Origin of the sequence: Streptomyces sp. WMMB 322 (assembly GCF_900090145.1) — a bacterium.
Taxonomy (GTDB): Bacteria; Actinomycetota; Actinomycetes; order Streptomycetales; family Streptomycetaceae; genus Streptomyces.
Genome location: NZ_FMHI01000007.1, coordinates 38,679 through 55,982 on the forward strand (window position 1 = coordinate 38,679; position 17,304 = coordinate 55,982).

The following is a 17,304-nucleotide window of genomic DNA, read 5'->3' on the forward strand; positions in this document are numbered from 1 at the left end:
CGCCGGTCCAAGGGTGCCATGGTGCTCAACGGCTCACGCAGGGGACCCGCGCCTGAGGAGCGCCGGTCGGCGCCCGTCCCCCACCCGGTGCTCCGGCGGGGCGCGGGCCCGGCCCGGCCGGCTGTGCCGGCGGCTGCTGCTGTGGCAGTGCCTCCGCGCCGCGCTCGCCCGCTGCTCCGGTTTCTCCCACCTCTCCCGTCGCGTGCCCCTCCCTCCGGCGCTCGTTCCCCATCCCGTCCGGCACGTCGTCCCGCGCCGCCTCCAGCACGGCAGGGTCACGCTCGCCGAGCAGCAGCACGCCCAGCAGTTCCCCGGACACCGGCCCGCCGAGCCCGCGCAGGACGCGGGCCAGGCCGGCCCTGAGGGAGGCGCAGGGCGTGCGCTGCAGTGCACCGACCAGCATCTGGACGCCCTCGCAGCCCTGGGGGCGGTACGCGAGCCGGCGCCGCACGAACGCGGCCAGCGCCTCGCCGGCGGCCTCCGGCCGCATCTCGGCGTAGTGGCGCATCACTTCGGCGGTCGGTACGGCGAGCTCCGCGACAGGCACGGCCGCGAGCGCTTCTGCGAGGTGCCGCGCTCCGCTGCCGGGCTGTTCGCACAGGTGCGCCCGGAAGGCGGCGAGTACGGGAGCGGGCCCGTCGGCGAACGCTGCGACGAGTGCGTCCGACAGCTCTGCCGATCCCGAGGTGGCGAGGAGTCCGACGGCGGCCGCCAGGTAGTGGTCCGGCTCCGTACAGGCCGCAGGCGTACCGGCGTCCGGGGCCGTTCCGGACGGGCCGGAGGTGCCGGAGGTGCCGGAGGTGCCGGAGGTGCCGGAGGTGCCGGAGGTGCCGGAGGTGCCGGAGGTGCCGGAGGTGCCGGACGCCACGGAGGGGCCGTGCGCCAGCCGCAGCAGCATGGCCAGCGCTGCCGGACCGTGCAGGGAGGAGCCGCCCGGGATGCGCAGCAGGGCGTGCGCCGCGCGCCGCAGATGTGCACGGTCGGAGTCCGAACGCACGTGCCGCGCCATCACGGGCCCGTACTCGGCGGCCGCGATCTGTCGCAGGGTCCGCTCGTCGTGCGCCCAGCGCTCGACCGCGCGGCACAGCGCGGAGGGCTCCTCCTGCGCGAGTTCGCCGAGAAGCTCGTCGGCGCGCGGGTGACAGGCGTCCGTCAGCAGGTCCAGCGTCATGTCGACCGACTGCCCCCGGTGCGTGTACAGCAGGGCCTGCGCGGCCGACGCGACCGTCGGCCGGGGCAGCTCGCGGTCGTCGTGACTGCCGCCGCCCGCCGGCTCGGCGAGTCTCCTCCGGTCGGTGAACCAGCCGCACAGCAGGGGCTGTACGGCATGCGGCTCCGCGGCCAGCACCTCGGCGACGACGTGGAGGTACCGCTCCTCTCCCCGGTCCTCCGTCGCCGAGTGCGGTGCGTCGGCCGGAAGCAGGAGGCGCAGCAACCCGACCCGCTGGGCGGTCGGCAGGGCCAGCCGGCGCCAGAACGACGGCCCGAACATGCCCGCGCCGTCGCGCTCTTCGGCGACGACGCGCTCCGCGAGCCCCCGCAGAAGGCCGTAGTACGGGCGGGCGTCGGGCACGCGCAGCAGGGTCTCCCGCAGCAGACGGCCTGCCCACCACACCGTTTCGTCCTCTTCGCGGGAGCAGACCGCGTCGGCGAGCGGCCGCAGCCGCCTCTCCAGCGCCTCCGCTCCCTCGAGCCGGCCGCACAGCACCAGGGCATGCACCACCGGGCCGATCCGGTGCCGGGGGACGGTAGCTGCTCCGTGAGCCTCGTGGGACCTGTCACCGGACTCCCGCGGCTGTACGAGGGCTTCCAGGGCGGCGTCGACGTCGAGATGGCGGCCCTGCATCCACTCGCCGAACTCCTCGTCCGCGAAACGGAATTCCTCGCCCGCCGCCTCCAGCACGCCGTCGGCGAGCACCGCTTCCGCCCAGCCGGCCGAGGTGGGGAAGATCTCCTCGAAGTCGCCCCGGCTCAGGGCACCCTGTGACGGCCCGAGGCTGCGCCGCGCGGCTTCGTGCAGCGCACCCGCCGTACGCGTCGCAAGCCGTCGTACCGCACCGGCTGAACCTCCGGGGGCGAGCGTGCGCGCGATCCGCAGGGCGACGAGGGCGAGATACGCGGAGAAGATCCCGTCCCGGGTCGGTGGCAGGGAAGACGACCCCGCGTCCAGGTCCCGTCCCTCTCCTTCCCCTCGTTCCGCTCCTTCCTTTCCTTCCTCCTGCTCCGCGTGCTCCTGCTCCGCGTGCCCCTGCTCCTGAGCGGCGCGGATCTCCGAGCGCATGCGCAGTGTCAGTGGATGCGCGGCGTCCGCCGGGGCGAGGTCTTCGGGGCCGAGACCGTACAGCTCACGCGCCCGCGCGGCGTGCGGGGCGGACAGGTCGCCGAGGCGCACGTGCGGGGGCGCATCGGGAGGGCAGGGCCGCCCGCCGTCGCCGAACAGCATGTCGCGGGGGAACAACTCTCCCAGTTCCGCCCACTGTTCGGGCCCGCATGCGATCAGCAGCCTCGCTCCTGCCGCTCGGAGCCAGCCCGATGTGCCCGCCGCCCAGCGGTGCAGGTCCCGGGCGAGCCCGGCGGGCATCTCCTCCGGCCCGTCGAGCAGCACAAGCAGTGGACGCCGGGCATCGCGCGCCAGCCGGGCGACGACGTCCGCGCAGGAAGCGGTGGTTCTCCCCGCGGAGCGGCCGTGCGCCTCCGCGACCGGGCCGAGCACCCGTCCAAGAGCTTCCCTGACGCTGCCGTCGCCCTCGTGCAGGTGCGCGCCGCGCAGCCATACCGTGGGCGCGGGTGCCGCCCCGCCGGCCCGTACGGCTGCGAACGCGGCGAGTTCCGTCGTGCGTCCTGATCCGGCGCGCCCGACCAGAGCCGCCACCGAGGCTCCGCTCGTGCAGAACTCCCGCAGGGCCCCGGTCACTTCGGGACGTTCCACCCGGCGGGAGGCGGACATGACGCCCGCCGCGCCACAGGACGGCAGGGTCGCCGCGGCCAGCCGCAGCGCGCCGGTGAGGTTGAGGTCCGGGCCGAACCCGGGGACGGTCGCACTGTTCCGCGCGAGCAGCGCCCCCAACTGCCCCTCCGCGTCCCACAGTCCGGCCGTGTGCAGCGGTACGGCGAATGCCGCGCCGCGGCCCGCGTGGGGCGCGTGCAGCGCGGTGCCCAGTACGGCCAGCACCGCGCCGGTCGCGGTGTCCAGGACCGGTGAACCGGACGCCGGAGCGTTCAGGCGGAGGCCGGCCGCTGCCGCCTCGGGCAGCGTCAGCTCCAGGGCCCCTTCCAGGTCGTGGAAGCGGTCGGTGGAGGTGTAGGTGACGGTGGTCGGCCGCCCGGACAGTTCGGCCGCGATCCAGCAGCCCCGCTGCCGCTGCCGAGGGACGGCGACGGCACCGTCGCCGGTCTCGTCGCGCCCGCCGAGGTGCATGCCGAGGTCCCCGCCTTCGCCGGGGTCCCTGCCTTCGCCGGGGTCCCTGCCGTGACGGTGCGCGCCGCAGACGTCCTCGCAGCCCTCCGTGAACAGCAGGACGTGCGTGCTTCCGGTGGCCGGTCTTCCGGCGCCGATGAGAAGGGGAGCCACGCCGAGCCCCGTCGTACGGATCAGGGCGAGGTCCCATTCGGGGAGCCGGGTGATCGCGTCGGATTCGGCGAGGTGGCTGCGTTCGCGGCCTTCGCCGCCGGCGTGCACGACGACGCGGCCGAGCCCGTCGACCGCCTCGTGGCTGGTGATCACGGTGCCCGTGCCGTCGGCGACGAATCCGGTCCCGCGCACCCGTCCCGCCAGATCGCAGATCCGCACCAGCGCCTGCTCCGTGAGCACCGCTCCCATCACGCACCGTTCCACCTCGGCCGACCGAACGGCCCGACGGTAGAGGGAAGTTGATCAGCGGCGACAGTGCCTGCGGGAAAAGCGCCCCCGCCCGCGCCGCCGACTCACCCCGAGCGCCCGGCCGTTGGAGTGAATACCGCGACGTGCGGGAATGGGCGACAGGGCAGTGCGGCAGTGCGGCAGTGCGGCAGTGCGGCAGTGCGGCAGTGCGGCCGGTTACGCGGTCAGCACTTCGCACTCCCCGCCCGCCGTGAACTCCGTCAGCTTCTCGGCGGCGGCGCCGGCGTCCGTGACGAGCGTCCACGGGCCGCGGGCACGGGCGTGGTACGGGAACGGGCTGCGGCCCAGCTTGGAAGCGTCCGCCAGCACGAACACCTCGCGCCCGCGCTCCGCCATCAGCTCCTTCGAATGTGCCTGTTCGGGAGTGGGGCAGGAGAGGCCGTCGCGTGCGTGCAGCCCGTCCGCCCCGAGGAAGACCACGTCGGGCGTGAGCCGTCGCAGAGTCTCCTCTCCTTCGGGGCCGAGGATCGCGCCGTTCGGACGGCGCACACGGCCGCCGAGGACGATCAGTTCGATCCCGTGCGCCTCGGCGAGATGCCCCAGGGCGATGGTCGAGTTGGTGATGACGGTGAGCGCGGTGCGCGCCCGCAGGAGACGAGCCAGCCGCCCCGTCGTCGTGCCCGCGTCGAGGAGGATCACGTCGCCGTCGCGCACGCGGTCGGCGGCCGCCCGCGCGACGGCCTCCTTCTGCGCGCGGTTGCCGGACTCCTTCTCGTCCAGGGTGCGTTCAGCGGCGTGACCGCCCGCGACCGCGCCGCCGTAGGTGCGGTGGATGTGCCCGTCTCCTGCCAGCTGCTGCAGATCACGGCGGACCGTGGAGACGGAGATCCCGAAGCGGGCTGCGAGTTCGGCTATCTCTCCGTTGCCCGCGAGCACCTCCCGCAGGATGTCGTCGCGGCGCCGCGCGGTGTCACGGCGGGGTGCGCGCGGACGGGCAGCAGTCATCGGGTCATCGTCCTTCGTCCGCACCGGAGTTCACCATGCGAGCCTCGCCGCTCCTCCCTTCGCCCGGCCGGCCGGGCCGCCCCGCGCCCGGGACGGCAGCCGGTGCCGCCGAGGCCGCCTCGGCGGACGGACGCCCGACGGGCCCCCGGCACGGCGGCCACGGCGAGGCATCCGGCGAGCACCCCGAACCCGGTCGCCCTCGTGCCCGCGCCGCCCGTGCGCCGGCACAGGTACGGGCCGGCATGACAACCCCGGTTCCCGAGCGCATTGATGAGGCCCATGGCCGTCAGGTTCCTGCGCCGCCGTAGGTCTCCCTGATCCGTGCGACCGAGCTGCTGAAGTCGGCTCCGGCCCGGAAGGCGGCCGCCATGGTGCCCGGCGACGCCTTGCCGGTCCCGGCGATGTCGAAGGCCGTGCCGTGGTCGACGGACGTACGGAGAATCGGCAGACCGACCGTGACCGAGACCGTTCCGTCGAAGTCGACGGTCTTGGCGGGGATGTGGCCCTGGTCGTGGAAGTGCGAGAGCACCCCGTCGAAGCGGCCCTGCAGCCCCTGGTGGAAGACGGAGTCCGCCGGGACCGGGCCGACGACGTCGAGCCCCTCGGCCGCGGTCCTGTCCACCGCGGGTCGCAGCACGGTGATCTCCTCGTCCCCGAAGTGGCCGTTCTCGCCGCCGTGCGGATTGATGGCTGCGACGGCGAGTCGCGGCTCGTCGTGTCCGAAGACCCGCAGCGCGGTGACGGCGTGGCGGATGCCGGCCGCCACGCGCTCCTCGTCGATCTGGTCGAGGGCCTTGCGCAGGGAGACGTGCCGCGTCGTGAAGAAGATCTTCAGCCCGCGGACGACGAACATCGTGTCGAAGTGTGCGGCGCCGGTCAGTTCGCCCAGCATCTCGGTGTGGCCGAGGTGTTCGGCGCCCGCGGCCCAGACCGCCTCCTTGTTGATGGGCGAGGTGACGATTCCGTCGACCTCGCGCGCCATCGCGGCAGCGGTGGCCGCTTCGATGGCGGCCACCGCCGAACGGCCCGCCACGGCACTGACCTTGCCCCATTCCAGATCGTCGCCGGCGATGCCCAGGTCGATGATGTCGATGGTGCCCGGCGCGAAGCGGGCCTCCGCCACCGAACCCACCGCGTTCACCTCGACGTCCAGACCGCACACCTTGACGGCCCTGCGCAGCACGGCGGCGTCTCCGACGGCGATGCCGCGCCCGACTTCCGCGGTCCGAGGATCGGCGAGGGTACGGGCGGTGATCTCCGGCCCGATGCCGGCGGGGTCGCCGAGGGTGACGGCGAGAACGGGGAGCGGACGGCTGGTCATGGGGAAACCCCTTCTGCTCTGCGGTGGTTGGAACCCGGTGTGGAGTCGTGGACCGTGCCGGACCCGGCCGGGCCGGTGGTCGCGCCGCCCGGAGGACCGAGGTGATCGGGAGCTCCCCGAACCCGTGGCAGGCCCCGCGTGTGCATGGCGCGCAACCGCTCCACGCAGGCCACGGCGGCATCGGGACCGCCGATCAGTCCGCCCTTGGTGGCGAAGGGCAGGCCGCTGTGGGGGCCGCCGACGAGATGGCCCGCCACCGCCAGCGGCAGGACCTCCGCCTCGATCGCGAAGCCCTCGGCGCCGAGAGCGCCGGTGACTGCGGCGGCCACGTCGCCCCCGGAGGTGTACAGACCGCCCGGCTCCAGGACATCGACGGCCTGCGCTGCGACCTCGGCGAGGCAGCGCAGGATGCGCTCCGCCGCGGCGGGATCGCGTACACGACTCGGCGCCACCCGTACGCCGAGCACGGCGGTCCCGGCATCGGCCGCGGCCCGCAGTTCGCCGACGATCCGCTGCGCAGCGGGCGCGGGAGCGTCCGGGTCGATCTGGACGTAGTGTGCGCCGAGCGCCTTCTCGGTCCTGGCGAGCTGCTCGTGTGTGGCCTCGGTGACGCTGCCGACGATCGCCAGGATCCGGGGCGGGTTCCCGGCCGGACGGACGCCCAGTTCCGCAGCGAGGGCCGCCCCGAAGGGGCCGGAGTCCAAGGAGACCCAGCGTGTGCCGTCCTCGGCGGTGAGGCGGGCCGCTGCGGCTGCGACGGTACGCAGATGCTCGTTGTCGGTGGCGTCGCAGACCAGGACGGCGGCCGGCTGCCGCAGCGCCCCGAGTACGCCGCCGACGCCGTCCTCGACCACGTCGAGCGGCACTTCGGCGGTGGTCAGCGCGCTCTGCTCACCGATGACGGAGGCGACCCGCGAGTGCTGCACCGCGCTGAACAGGTCCTGCGCGACGGGCGTCCGGGTCAGCGGCACCCCGTCCACGAGGTGGATGCCGCCCACCGTGGTGCGCCCGGCGTCGGGGAAGGCCGGAACTGCCAGTACGCGCACGGGCGTCGAGGCGTCGCGAGCTGTGACCGCGTCGACGACCGCGTCCAGTTCACGGCCGGGGTTGCCGCGCAGCGTGGTGTCGACACGCTTGACGACGAGGCCGTCGCCCGCCGCCGCGGCGACCGCTGCGTGTACGGCGTCATAGCTCTCCGCGGGCGGGAAACGCCGGGACCCGGTGTTGACCACGAGGACGTCGACGGCCCCGGCGTACCGCGGCACTTGCGCGGGTTCGCTCACGGTGACGGTGTGCAGGCCCAGCCGTGCGAAGAGGGCGCCCGTGGCGTTGCTGCCGGTGAGGTCGTCGGCGATCACGAGAATCTGCGCCACGACGCCTCCTTCCGCCCCGCCCGCCCACTACGTGACCGGTCCGCGCAACAATTCCTGCGTGTTCCGCTCAACGAAGCCTCGTTGTCGCGCATCGCGGCTGTCAAGGCACGCAACGAGCGGAACAGGACGCAGCTCTCGCACGAACCGCGCAACTTGGCGCGTCGCCGGTACTGTTGCTCGTGCTCGTGCTGGTGCTGGACGAAGACCTACTGCCGGGCGAACACGGCGAGGCTCTTCGCCCGGCCCTGACGCTCCTCGACGAGCGCCACCAGGTCGCCCCCGGGACCGAACACGGCGACAGGCGCCGGGCCTTCGCTTCCCGTGGGCGCGGGGTGCGGCGCCGGCATGCGCAGTTGCACGCCGTTGCCGATCATCCGTGCCTGTTCCTCGTCGACGTCCCAGCGGGAAAAGGCCGCGGCGGCGGCCTCCGCCAGCGGCACCGACGACAGGCCTTCGCCGCTGTCCGCCTCGCTCTGCAGCGCCTCCAGTGAACGGGCATCCGCCAGCCGGTAGGGACCGACGCGGGTACGGCGCAACGCCGTCAAGTGCCCGCCGGTACCGAGAAATTCGCCCAGGTCACGCGCCAGCGCCCGTACATAGGTGCCCGAGGAGCACACGACCGAGACCACCAGATCGGTGACTTCGGTGCCGTCCTCGGCCCTCTCCCCTCGGCGCACCTCGTGCACGTCGAATGCGGAGACGGTGACCTCGCGGGCGGCGAGTTCGACGTCTTCGCCCTCGCGCACGCGCTGGTAGGAGCGCTTGCCGTCGACCTTGACCGCGCTCACCTTCGACGGCACCTGCCGGATGCGCCCGGTGAGTTTGCCGACGGCCTCCCCGACGGCCTCGTTCGTGAGGCCGGAGGCTCCTCGCGCCTCGGTCACCTCACCCTCCGCGTCGTCCGTGACGGTGCTCTGCCCGAGCCGGACCGTCGCGACGTACTCCTTCTCCGTCAGGGCGAGATGACCGAGCAGCCGTGTGGTCTTCCCGGTGCCGACGACGAGCACGCCGGTGGCCATCGGGTCCAGCGTTCCGGCGTGCCCGACGCGCCGGGTGCGGGCCATGCCGCGCAGCTTCGCCACGACGTCGTGCGACGTGAAACCGGCGGGCTTGTCGACGACGACGAGCCCGCCGGGATCCTGGTCCTTCTTACGCGCCACAGCTCATTCGTCCTCGGCCTGCGCGTCCTCGGCCTGCTCGCCCTCGCCCGGCTTGCGGTAAGGGTCCGCTCCGCCCGCGTAGTCGGCACCGGAGGAGGCCTTGCGCACCTCTTCGTCGGACGCCTTCGCACGCGCGAGCAGATCGTCGATCGTGCGGGCGTTCTCCGGGAGGGCGTCCGCGACGAAGCTCAGGCTGGGGGTGTGCTTCACACCCGCTGCAGCCCCGACCGCGGTGCGCAGCACGCCCTTTGCGCTCTCCAGCCCGGCGGCCGCCGCCTTGCGGTCCTCGTCGTCGCCGTAGACGGTGTAGAAGACCGTCGCCTCCCGCAGGTCACCGGTGACTCGGGTGTCGGTGACGGTCACATGTGTGCCGAGCCGCGGGTCCTTGATCCCCCGGTGCAGCTTCTCGGCGACCACCTCACGGATGAGGTCGGCAAGCCTCTTGGCCCGTGCATTGTCGGCCACTTGTCCGTCTCCTCGCTAATCGTCTTCTTCACCGTGGAAGCGCCGCCGCACCGACAGCAGCTCCACCTCCGGGCGGGCGGCGACGAGCCGCTCGCACCGGTCCAGCACGTCCGTCACGTGCGCCGCGTCCCCCGAGACCGCCGCCAGACCGATCCTGGTACGGCGGTAGAGATCCTGCTCCGCAACCTCCGCCACGCTCACCGCATGCTTGCGCTGCAGTTCGGCGACGATCGGTCGGATGACGGAGCGCTTCTGCTTCAGCGAACGGACGTCGCCCAGCAGCAGGTCGATGGAAAGAGTCCCCACATACACCCGGAGATCGTAGAAGATGCCGCCGGGGCCGATCGACGGAGTTACTCCGCCGACCGGCCCCGGACCGGCTCAACCCGCTTGCTGCGGCGCCGCGTCAGGCGCGGGGCTTCTCCCGCATCTCGTACGTCGCGATGACGTCGTCGACCTTGATGTCGTTGAAGTTGCCGAGGTTGATACCGCCCTCGAAGCCTTCACGGATCTCGGTGACGTCGTCCTTGAAGCGGCGCAGCCCCTGAATGGTGAGGTTCTCCGCGACGACCTTGCCGTCGCGCAGCAGGCGGGCCTTGGTGTTCCGCCGCACCTCGCCGGAGCGGATGAGGACACCCGCGATGTTGCCGAGCTTGGAGGAGCGGAAGACCTCGCGGATCTCCGCCGTGCCGAGCTCGACCTCTTCGTACTCCGGCTTGAGCATGCCCTTCAGGGCCGCCTCGATCTCCTCGATGACCTGGTAGATCACCGAGTAGTAGCGCACGTCCACGCCCTCGCGCTCGGCCATCTGCGTCGCACGCCCCTCGGCGCGGACGTTGAAGCCGATGACGATGGCGTCGGAACCGGTCGCCAGGTCGATGTCGGTCTCGGTGACCGCACCCACACCGCGGTGCAGGATGCGCAGATCGACCTCTTCGCCGACGTCCAGCTGCAGCAGCGAGGACTCCAGCGCCTCGACCGAACCGGACGCGTCGCCCTTGATGATGAGGTTGAGCTGCTGCACCTCGCCCGCCTTGAGCACCTTGTCCAGGTCCTCCAGGGAGACCCTGCGGGTGCGCTTGGCGAACGCGGCGTTGCGCTCACGGGCGGCACGCTTCTCGGCGATCTGACGGGCCGTGCGGTCCTCCTCGACGACCAGGAAGTTGTCGCCGGCACCGGGGACGTTCGTCAGACCCAGGACGAGGACCGGAGTCGCGGGACCCGCTTCCTTGATGTTCTCGCCCTTGTCGTCGAGCATCGCGCGGACCCTGCCGTAGGCGTCGCCCACGACCATGGTGTCGCCGACTCGGAGCGTGCCCCGCTGGACCAGCACGGTCGCCACGGCGCCACGGCCGCGGTCGAGGTGCGCCTCGATCGCGATGCCCTGTGCGTCCTGTTCCGGGTTGGCCCGCAGGTCGAGCGCGGCGTCAGCGGTCAGCACGACCGCCTCGAGCAGCGCTTCGATGTTCTCGCCCTGCTTGGCGGAGATGTCGACGAACATCGTGTCGCCGCCGTACTCCTCGGCCACCAGGCCGTACTCGGTCAGCTGACCGCGCACCTTCGTCGGGTCCGCGCCCTCGACGTCGATCTTGTTGACCGCGACCACGATCGGCACCTCGGCCGCCTTGGCGTGGTTCAGCGCCTCGATCGTCTGGGGCATCACGCCGTCGTTCGCCGCGACCACCAGGATCGCGATGTCCGTCGACTTGGCACCACGGGCACGCATGGCGGTGAACGCCTCGTGACCGGGGGTGTCGATGAAGGTGAGCCTGCGCTCCTCGTCGTTGACCTCGGTCGCGGCCTGGTAGGCACCGATGTGCTGGGTGATGCCGCCGGCCTCGCCCGCGATGACGTTGGTCTTGCGGATCGCGTCCAGAAGGCGCGTCTTGCCGTGGTCGACGTGGCCCATGACGGTCACGACCGGCGGACGCGGCATGAGCGCCCTCTCGCCGCCCTCGTCCTCGCCGAACTCGATGTCGAAGGACTCGAGAAGCTCGCGGTCCTCCTCCTCCGGGCTGACGATCTGGACGACGTAGTTCATCTCCTCGCCGAGCAGGCCCAGCGTCTCGTCGGAGACGGACTGCGTCGCGGTGACCATCTCGCCCAGGTTGAACATCACCTGGACCAGCGACGCCGGGTTGGCGTTGATCTTCTCCGCGAAGTCGGTGAGCGAGGCACCGCGCGAGAGCCGTACGGTCTCGCCCTTGCCGCGCGGGAGCATCACGCCGCCGACCGACGGCGCCTGCATCTGCTCGTACTCCTGGCGGCGCTGCCGCTTCGACTTGCGGCCACGACGGGCCGGACCGCCGGGCCGGCCGAACGCGCCCTGCGTACCGCCGCGGCCACCCGGACCACCGGGACGGCCGGCGAAACCGGGACGGCCACCGCCGCCGGGACGACCGCCGAAGCCGCCGCCACCGCCGCCGGGACGGCCACCGCCGCCCGGACGACCGCCGAAGCCGCCGCCACCGCCACCGGGACGGCCACCGCCGCCTCCGCCGGGACGCGGACCGCCGCCGGGGCCTCCGCGGCCGGGCCCCGGACGCGGAGCGGCAGCGGGACGCTGAGGCATCATGCCCGGGTTCGGCCGGTTGCCACCACCGCCGCCGGGACGCGGACCGCCGCCCTGGCCGCCGCCCTGCGGGCGCGGCATGTTGCCGGGAGTGGCGCGGCCGCCCGGCGCCTGCGGACGCGGACCGCCCTGGCCCTGGCCCTGGCCCTGACCGGGCTTCGGAGCACCCTGGCCGGGCTTGGGGGCGCCACCGGGACGGGGCGCCTGCGGGCGTGCCATGCCGGTCGAACCACCGGACGTGAAGGGGTTGTTGCCCGGGCGCGGACCGGACGGACGGCCACCCGGCTTGGGCGCGCCCTGGCCCGGGCGTGCGCCCTGGCCGCCGCGGCCGCCCTGCCCCTGGCCCTGGCCGGGCTTCGGAGCGCTCTGGCCGGGCTTGGGACCCTGGCCGGGCTTCGGAGCCGTCGCGCCGGGCTTGGGTGCGGCGTCCGCCGAACTGGGCGCCGAGAACTCCGGCTTCGCCGGGCCGGGCTTGGGTGCGCCCGGCTTGGGGGCCTGCGTTTTGCCGGACGCCGGTGCCGCCGGAGTGACCGGGCCGCCGGTCTCTCCCTCGGCCGCAGGAGCGGGCGAGACGGGGGCTTCCGGCGCCGGCTTGGGGGCGCCCGGCTTGGGTGCACTGGACTTGCTCGCGGCTCCGGCACCCGGCTTGGGTGCGGCCGCACCGCCCGGCTTGGGGGCGGCGGGCTTGGCGGCTGCCTTCTTCGGCGCCGCCGGCTTCGCCGCGGACTTCTTGGCGCCGGAAGCGCCGGCACCGCCGTCCGCGTCGAACGCGTCGGTCAACTTGCGTACTACGGGCGCCTCGATCGTCGAGGACGCCGAGCGGACGAATTCGCCCAGTTCGTTGAGCTTGGCCATGACGACCTTGCTCTCGACTCCGAGCTCCTTCGCGAGCTCATAAACCCGGACCTTAGCCACTTCGCTCCTTACGGTCCGGGGGGCTCATCCGCCGCCGGACCTTCGCTACTTATGCATGGGCGTACTCATCGCGTACTCATCGAGTGCTCATCGCAATCTCGACCTACTTCCGACTCGCGAGGTACCTCTCCGAACGGAGGGTTCCGAACGGACTGTCTTACGGTTCCGCATGATCGATCTGCTCCAGCTGACGCCGGACCTCTGTCACGTCGAACGGCCCCGGGCCGCGGAAGGCCCTGTTGAACGCCCGCCGCCGGACGGCCTGGTCGAGGCAGAACGACGTGGGATGCACGTACGCGCCCCGGCCGGGCAGCGTACCGCGAAGATCAGGGACGCAGTGGCCCCCGCTCTGCACCACACGCAGCAGATCGGGTTTGTCCGAGCGCTTCCGGCAGCCCACGCAGGTCCGCTGCGGGCATGCTCGGACTCGCGTCCGGCCAGACACGTTAAGTCTACCTCCCCGTACTGTCACACCCCTTCGGGGGTAACAGGCACCCTCATGGTTTCAGCCCTGCTCGGCAGCGTCTCCGGGCGCCCTCTCCGGCTCGGCCGAGACGGCTTCGCCGGCGTCCGCGGTGTCCGGACGGATGTCGATGCGCCAGCCCGTGAGCCGTGCGGCGAGGCGGGCGTTCTGGCCTTCCTTGCCGATCGCGAGGGAGAGCTGGTAATCGGGCACCGTCACGCGCGCGGAGCGCGCCGCGAGATCGATGATCTCGACCTGATTCACACGTGCCGGGGAGAGCGCGTGCGCGACCAGTTCCGCTGGGTCGTCGGACCAGTCCACGATGTCGATCTTCTCGCCGTGCAGCTCCGCCATGACATTGCGCACACGGCCGCCCATCGGGCCGATGCAGGCGCCCTTGGCGTTGAGGCCGGAGCGCGTCGACCGCACGGCGATCTTCGTGCGGTGCCCCGCCTCGCGTGCGATGGCGGCGATCTCGACCGATCCGTCCGCGATCTCCGGGACCTCCAGCTCGAAGAGCTTCCTGACCAGGTTGGGGTGGGTGCGCGAGAGGGTCACCGAAGGGCCGCGGACACCCTTGGCGACCCGGACGACATACGTGCGCAGCCGGGTGCCGTGCGCGTAGTCCTCCCCCGGGACCTGCTCCTGCGGCGGAAGGATCGCCTCCAGCTTGCCGATGTCGACCAGCACGCTCTTCGGGTCCTTGCCCTGCTGGACCACGCCGGCGACGACGTCGCCCTCCCGTCCCGCGTACTCGCCGAACGTGACCTCTTCCTCGGCGTCCCGCAGCCGCTGGAGGATGACCTGCTTCGCGGTGGTCGCGGCGATACGCCCGAAGCCGCTCGGGGTGTCGTCGAACTCGCGCGGCTCGGCTCCCTCCGGCAGCTCGGACGGGCTCTCCTTGGCCCACACCGTCACATGCCCGGTCTTGCGGTCCAGCTCGACGCGGGCGTCGCGGTAGCTGCCCTCCGTGCGGTGGTAGGCGATGAGGAGGGCCGATTCGATCGCCTCCACGAGGAGATCGAGAGAGATCTCCTTCTCCCTCACCAGCCCCCGCAGGGCACTCATGTCGATGTCCACGGCTACGCCTCCTCCTTGCCTTCGTCGTCAGCGGCCGCGGACCCGTGCTGCGCTCGCTTCTCGGCGGCCTTGCGGTTGAACTCGATCTCCACGCGGGCCTTCGCGATGTCGCCGAAGGCGAGCCGGCGGGTGGTGGGCCTGCGCCCCTTCACGCCCGGGACCTCCAGGTCGATGCCCTGGTCGTCCGCTGCCGTGATGCGTGCGGTCACTTCGCCGCCGCCGGCGGTCTCCGTGAGATTCGCCTTGACCAGACGGCCCAGGGCACGGCGGTAGTGACGCGGCTCGGTCAGCGGGCGGTCCGCACCGGGTGAGGTCACTTCCAGCACGTACGGGTTGCCGCCCATGACGTCGGATTCGTCCAGCACTTCGGAAAGAGCGCGGCTCAGCTCGGCGCACGTGTCGAGCTCGACTCCGTCGTCGGAATCGACCACTACGCGCAGGACCCGGCGTCTCCCGGCGGGGGTCACCTCGATCTCTTCGAGATCCAGCCCCTTCTTGCTCACGAGCGGCTCGAGCAGTGCGCGCAGCCTCTCGCTCTGGGTGGTGCTCATCCGGGTGACTCCTCGGCCGCGTGTGCTGTTGTGGGGGTGCCTGTAACAGGGGAGGTGAACTGGGTCGTGTACCGGTCCAAGCCTAACGTCTGCCACGGGCGGCGCCGACCAGACGGGCGATCCGGGCGGGATGTCACGGACGTGCGGGTACTGATGCGGTACCGAGGTGGCCCGTCGATGCGTTCGAATGGACGCGGGTACGCTCTCGGGGCGGTGATCACCGTAAGTGGTGTCCGCCGCAGAGATTCCAGCGATGTTCCGACGCCGCTCAGGGAGCCCGATGCCGCTCACGCCTCCCCCAGACCCTCCGGCCCGGTGGCGCCCCCACCCGCCGGCGGGCCCGCGCAGAAGGTCGATGGTCGCGGGGACTCTGGGCACTCTGGCCCCTCTCGGGGCGCTGACGACGCTCGTCGCAGGTTGTTCGGGGGACGGAAGCGGCACGGACGCCGCGCAGAACACCGGCGAGGACAAGCGCCTGCGTCGCGAAGCGACCAAGCAGAGCCTCGAGTTGCTGGCCCGCTACGACGCCACCGCCGACTCGCACTCGGGCCTCGCGGACCGGCTGCGTCCGCTTCGCGCGGCGACGATGCGGCACGCGGAGGTGCTCAGCGGCGACCACGACGGCAAGAGCGGCAAGAACACCGACGGCCGCGGCGGCAACGGCGACAGGAGCGGCCGCGACGGCGCCGGAGAGGCCGGTGCGGGAAAGAACGGCAGGCCCGGCAGGCCGCGGGTTCCGGGTGACGAGAAGGCGGCGCTGACGGAGCTGGGCGACGCGGAGCGCCGCACGGCCCGGGCCCGCACCGAAGCGCTGGTGAAGGCACCGCCGGAGACGGCCCGGCTGCTGGCGTCCCTCGCGGCGGCGGGCGCGGCACACGCCTATCTGCTCGGCGCCGGGGACGGGAAGGACGGTGGCTCATGAAGAAGCTGGTCGACGCCGTGCAGGCGGCCCTCGCGGCCGAGCACGCCACTGTCTACGGCTACGGCGTCGTCGGCGGCCGCATCGATTCGTCCCGCCAGGACGAGGCGCGCAGCGCCTACGACGCGCACCGGGCACGCCGCGACGCGCTGCGCCGGGAGGTGCGCGACCTGGGCGGCGAACCGGAGCCTGCCGCCGCGGCGTACGCACTGCCCTTCGCGGTGCCGGACAGCGCCGCCGCGGTGCGGCTGGCAGCCGAACTGGAGGACCGGCTGGCCGGGGTGTACGCGGACCTCGTGCGGGTCAGTGAAGGTGCCCGCAGGCGGGAGGCGGCCGCGCTGCTGAGCGAGGCTGCGGTCCGGTCGGTGCGGTGGCGGCGCACAGGCGTAGCCTTCCCTGGTCTCTCCGAGCGTTCCGGCTCCGACGGCCCGGTGCCTTCGGGTTCGCCGTCGCCCGGTGGGACATCCGGTTCGCTCTGACCGTCCCCGAGGGGGGCCGGCGAACCGGAACCGAGCACCGGACACCGGGCACGGGCAGAGCGCTTCGCACGCACACCAGCACGCACACCGCACGCGCACTGACCGAGCCGTGCCGCACCGGCACGGCACAGCTCGCCCGTGTCCCGCTGCCCGCCGTCCGCCGTCCGCCGTCCGGAAAGGTCCACGTCACCGCATGCCTTCTGCACTGCCTCTCGATCCCCCGCAGCGGCTTGTGCGCACCCTCGCCTCTCAACACGGCCACGCCGGTGAGGAGTTGGGCCGGGCCGGCGAGGACTGGCTCGGGGAGTTGCCGGCGACTCTGGAGCGGATGCTCGGGAAATGGGAGCTGACGCCGGACCGTGTGGTCTCGCCCGGCGGCCGCAGCAGCCTGGTGACCCTCGTACGGCAGGCCGACGGCACTCCGGCAGCGCTGAAGCTGCTGGCCCCGTACGTCTACGGGGTGCGGGAGCGCACCGAGCGGGAGGGTGCCGCTCTGGCGCAGTGGGACGGGCGGGGCGCCGTGCGGCTGCTGCGTCGCGACGCCGCGGAGGGAGCGCTGCTGCTGGAGCGGCTGCACGGGGAGATGTCGCTGCGCTCGCTCCCGGAGGCGAGGGCGACGCTGGAAGCCGCTTCGGCGGCACGCCGGCTGTGGGTTCCGGCCGCGGCAGTCCGCGACGGCGGGGAGCCCGGCGCGGACTGCCTGCGCACGGTCGCCGAGCACACCGCGGCGAGCTGCGCCTTCCTGCGTTCACCCGCGACGCCGCCGGAGGTGCGGCCGCTCCGCGACGAGGCGCTGGAGCTGCGCGACGCGCTGCTCTCCGACCCTCCCGAACAGGTGCTGCTCCACGGCGACTTCAGACAGGGCGCGGTCCTCGCCGCGGATGCCGGCCGTGCGCCCTGGCTCGTGACCGGCCCGGATCCGTTGCTGGGTGAGCGCACGTTCGACCTGGCGCGGCTGGTGCGCGACCGGCTGCACGATCTGCTCGCCTCCCCCGGCGCCGCCTCGGCGACCAGGCGCCGCCTCAACAAGCTCGCCGACTCCCTCGATGTGGACCGCGAGCGGCTGCGGGGCTGGTCGCTCTACCGGGCGGTCGAGTCCGGCGTACGGCACATGAGCAGCGGAAACCGGGAGGACGGGGAGCTGCTGCTGGAGTTCGCGGGCTGGCTCTGACCGCGGGACG

At 72.9% G+C, this 17,304-nt stretch carries 14 protein-coding genes; 3 read left to right on the forward strand and 11 right to left on the reverse strand.

The window, feature by feature from the left end; translation table 11 throughout:
- Positions 1-25: 25 nt before the first annotated feature.
- The 11 genes from H180DRAFT_RS13380 to rimP form a co-directional block, all read right to left on the reverse strand.
- A complete protein-coding gene (locus H180DRAFT_RS13380; protein ID WP_055486285.1) occupies positions 26-3,820 on the reverse strand; it encodes a serine protease family protein in 3,795 nt (1,264 codons plus the stop codon).
- A 216-nt stretch (positions 3,821-4,036) separates the two neighbouring features.
- Positions 4,037-4,825, reverse strand: coding sequence for a DeoR/GlpR family DNA-binding transcription regulator (locus tag H180DRAFT_RS13385; RefSeq protein ID WP_055486465.1), 789 nt, complete (start codon positions 4,823-4,825; stop codon positions 4,037-4,039).
- Positions 4,826-5,111: 286 nt separating this feature from the next.
- Positions 5,112-6,146 carry a 4-hydroxythreonine-4-phosphate dehydrogenase PdxA gene (gene pdxA, locus H180DRAFT_RS13390; RefSeq protein WP_055486286.1) on the reverse strand — a complete coding sequence of 345 codons (1,035 nt, stop codon included), beginning with the start codon at positions 6,144-6,146 and terminating at the stop codon, positions 5,112-5,114.
- A complete protein-coding gene (locus tag H180DRAFT_RS13395; protein WP_074466792.1) occupies positions 6,143-7,519 on the reverse strand; it encodes a four-carbon acid sugar kinase family protein in 1,377 nt (458 codons plus the stop codon). The genes pdxA and H180DRAFT_RS13395 overlap by 4 nt, the downstream gene beginning before the upstream one ends.
- 206 nt (positions 7,520-7,725) lie before the next feature.
- On the reverse strand, positions 7,726-8,679 hold the full coding sequence (gene truB / locus H180DRAFT_RS13400) for a tRNA pseudouridine(55) synthase TruB (protein WP_055486287.1): 954 nt from the start codon (positions 8,677-8,679) through the stop codon (positions 7,726-7,728).
- A gap of 3 nt (positions 8,680-8,682) precedes the next feature.
- Positions 8,683-9,144, reverse strand: coding sequence for a 30S ribosome-binding factor RbfA (gene rbfA / locus H180DRAFT_RS13405; protein WP_055486288.1), 462 nt, complete (start codon positions 9,142-9,144; stop codon positions 8,683-8,685).
- 15 nt (positions 9,145-9,159) lie between these two features.
- The gene (locus H180DRAFT_RS13410; RefSeq protein ID WP_055486289.1) at positions 9,160-9,456 is read right to left on the reverse strand and encodes a DUF503 domain-containing protein; all 297 of its coding nucleotides are present in this window, start codon (positions 9,454-9,456) and stop codon (positions 9,160-9,162) included.
- 94 nt (positions 9,457-9,550) lie between these two features.
- Positions 9,551-12,631: a translation initiation factor IF-2 gene (gene infB / locus H180DRAFT_RS13415; protein ID WP_055486290.1), complete on the reverse strand. Its 3,081-nt coding sequence runs from the start codon at positions 12,629-12,631 to the stop codon at positions 9,551-9,553.
- Between the two features lie 157 nt (positions 12,632-12,788).
- The gene (locus H180DRAFT_RS13420) at positions 12,789-13,076 is read right to left on the reverse strand and encodes a YlxR family protein (RefSeq protein WP_074466793.1); all 288 of its coding nucleotides are present in this window, start codon (positions 13,074-13,076) and stop codon (positions 12,789-12,791) included.
- A gap of 60 nt (positions 13,077-13,136) precedes the next feature.
- The gene (gene nusA, locus H180DRAFT_RS13425) at positions 13,137-14,174 is read right to left on the reverse strand and encodes a transcription termination factor NusA (RefSeq protein ID WP_055486292.1); all 1,038 of its coding nucleotides are present in this window, start codon (positions 14,172-14,174) and stop codon (positions 13,137-13,139) included.
- Between the two features lie 2 nt (positions 14,175-14,176).
- A complete protein-coding gene (rimP, locus tag H180DRAFT_RS13430; protein WP_055486293.1) occupies positions 14,177-14,725 on the reverse strand; it encodes a ribosome maturation factor RimP in 549 nt (182 codons plus the stop codon).
- Between the two features lie 355 nt (positions 14,726-15,080).
- Between rimP and H180DRAFT_RS13435 the strand changes: the two genes are divergently transcribed.
- The 3 genes from H180DRAFT_RS13435 (at position 15,081) to H180DRAFT_RS13445 (ending at position 17,294) form a co-directional block, all read left to right on the forward strand.
- A complete protein-coding gene (locus H180DRAFT_RS13435) occupies positions 15,081-15,647 on the forward strand; it encodes a hypothetical protein (RefSeq protein ID WP_055486294.1) in 567 nt (188 codons plus the stop codon).
- The gene (locus H180DRAFT_RS13440) at positions 15,644-16,123 is read left to right on the forward strand and encodes a ferritin-like domain-containing protein (protein ID WP_055486295.1); all 480 of its coding nucleotides are present in this window, start codon (positions 15,644-15,646) and stop codon (positions 16,121-16,123) included. Before H180DRAFT_RS13435 ends, H180DRAFT_RS13440 begins: the two co-directional genes overlap by 4 nt.
- A gap of 193 nt (positions 16,124-16,316) precedes the next feature.
- A complete protein-coding gene (locus tag H180DRAFT_RS13445; RefSeq protein ID WP_055486296.1) occupies positions 16,317-17,294 on the forward strand; it encodes an aminoglycoside phosphotransferase family protein in 978 nt (325 codons plus the stop codon).
- The last annotated feature ends 10 nt before the right edge of the window (positions 17,295-17,304 follow it).

What these genes read in the sequence shown, in the direction of transcription:
- H180DRAFT_RS13380 (WP_055486285.1), bottom strand. Translation starts at nt 3,820, where the DNA reads ATGGGAGCGGTGCTCACGGAGCAGGCGCTGGTGCGGATCTGCGATCTG.
- H180DRAFT_RS13385 (WP_055486465.1), bottom strand. Translation starts at nt 4,825, where the DNA reads ATGACTGCTGCCCGTCCGCGCGCACCCCGCCGTGACACCGCGCGGCGC.
- pdxA (WP_055486286.1), bottom strand. Translation starts at nt 6,146, where the DNA reads ATGACCAGCCGTCCGCTCCCCGTTCTCGCCGTCACCCTCGGCGACCCC.
- rimP (WP_055486293.1), bottom strand. Translation starts at nt 14,725, where the DNA reads ATGAGCACCACCCAGAGCGAGAGGCTGCGCGCACTGCTCGAGCCGCTC.
- H180DRAFT_RS13435 (WP_055486294.1), top strand. Translation starts at nt 15,081, where the DNA reads ATGGTCGCGGGGACTCTGGGCACTCTGGCCCCTCTCGGGGCGCTGACG.
- H180DRAFT_RS13440 (WP_055486295.1), top strand. Translation starts at nt 15,644, where the DNA reads ATGAAGAAGCTGGTCGACGCCGTGCAGGCGGCCCTCGCGGCCGAGCAC.
- H180DRAFT_RS13445 (WP_055486296.1), top strand. Translation starts at nt 16,317, where the DNA reads ATGCCTTCTGCACTGCCTCTCGATCCCCCGCAGCGGCTTGTGCGCACC.